The 1,613-nt window shown below is 71.9% G+C and carries 1 protein-coding gene; it reads right to left on the bottom strand.

All coding sequences use genetic code 11. The annotated features are described in order from the left end of the window. Positions 1-10: 10 nt before the first annotated feature. Positions 11-1,489: an IS66 family transposase gene (gene tnpC, locus MXD60_RS26190; RefSeq protein ID WP_248822376.1), complete on the bottom strand. Its 1,479-nt coding sequence runs from the start codon at positions 1,487-1,489 to the stop codon at positions 11-13. Positions 1,490-1,613 lie beyond the last annotated feature (124 nt).

Raw genomic sequence — 1,613 nt, 5'->3', positions numbered from 1 at the left:
GGGGCAGCCGTCAGGTAGGGGCGGCGGCTGGTGGCATCCAGGGAGCGCCGCGGAACGCGAGGCGTAGGGCGTGCAGCGCGGAGACGCCGTGTTTGCGGGCGGTGGACAGGTAGCTGGCGATCTGGAGGCGGCAGGCGGTCACGGCCTCGGAGGTGAGCCGGCCGGAGATCTTCTGCTGGGTCTTGAACGGCCGGAGGTCGCGCTCGCTCTGGTTGTTCGTCGGCCACACGTCGAGGTCGAAGACGAAACGGAGTACGTCGTCCTGCCGGTCACGTAGGCATGCGAGCAGGCAGCGGCCGGCCGGCTGCTTCGTGCCCTTCTCGGCCGCGGGAACGTCCCTGAGCCCGACACGGACCGCGCCGCGGTACTCGGCGATCAGCGGGTCGCGCAGCGCGGCGGGGACCTCGGTCAGTCCGGCCGCGCGGGCGAGGTTGGCCTGGTGGACCAGGCCCCGCAGCGCCTGTTGGAGCTGGACCGGCCAGAGGGCCTCGGGGTAGGTCTCGACCACGTCCTGGAGGTCGCGCAGAAGATGGGCGACGCACAACTGGTGGAGGAAGCCGGTGAACTCGTCGCAGTCGTAGAGGGCGTAGCGGTCGTGGACGACGACCCCGAGCATCCGGCCGAGTAGGAACACCCGGAAGCTGGCCTTGTCACGGCCTCCCAGCATGAACAGCGTGAACAGCAGCGTCGAGGCCGAGAGCACGTAGCGCTTCTCGCCCTTCGGGCCGACCTTCAGTGGCGTCTCGTCGAACCCGGCGACCTTCTCGGCGGCGATCCGCTGTTCGATCTCGGCGACCGGCGCCTCGACCGCGTCCGCGCCCAGCGCCAGCAGCGAGTGCAGCCAGCCCGCCGAGACCTCCACCCCGCACAGCTCGGCGATCGCCTCCCGGGCCCGCTCCACCGGTAGGTGCTGGCGGACCAGGAAGTACGTCGCGAGCGCGCGCAACTCCGGCCCGTAGGACACCGGCGCCCCGGACACCCCCTCGGGCCGGGCGGCCACGTGGCGGCGCCCGCAGCCGCACACGACCCGGTAAAGATCATGCTGGGTCACCCCGACCCGGGCCAGGGTGAGATCGTGGGACTGGTGCGAGCGGGCGACCCCGACCACCGCCACCTCTGCCAGCGACACCCCGCAGTCACACACCCCGGCCGGGAAATGCGCCTCGACCCGGTCCGGGTCCTCCCGCCAGGCCAACGTCCGCCCGTCCTGCCCCGGCTGCTTCCCGCGCTTCTTCATCCCGCCCCCGGCGGCACGGCGCTCCGCCCGGTTCGGCCCGGCCCGACCCGGCAGCACCCCGTCCGACGACGGCGGCAACGACGAGTTCCCCGAGTTCCGCGAGCCCGCCCGCCCCAACCGGTCGACCTCCGCCGCCAGCGCCTCGACCTGCCCGCGCAACTCCTCGATCAACTCTGCCTGCGCCGCCAGGGTCGCGGCCTGCGCGGCCACCACGGCCAGCAGTTCCTCACGCGACATCTCCTCCAGCGGCACCCAGCCAGATCACCACACCGCCACCCGGCCGTCGCGCACGACACCCAGCACGCCGAACAACATCCACACCCGGCTGACCCGCCAGCAACTCACAGCAAGATCACCAAACCACGTGAATGTTTAC

This window comes from Frankia sp. AgB32 (assembly GCF_023243045.1).
In the GTDB taxonomy this organism is placed as follows: Bacteria; Actinomycetota; Actinomycetes; order Frankiales; family Frankiaceae; genus Frankia.
This window is presented reverse-complemented; position numbering and strand designations above follow the sequence as displayed.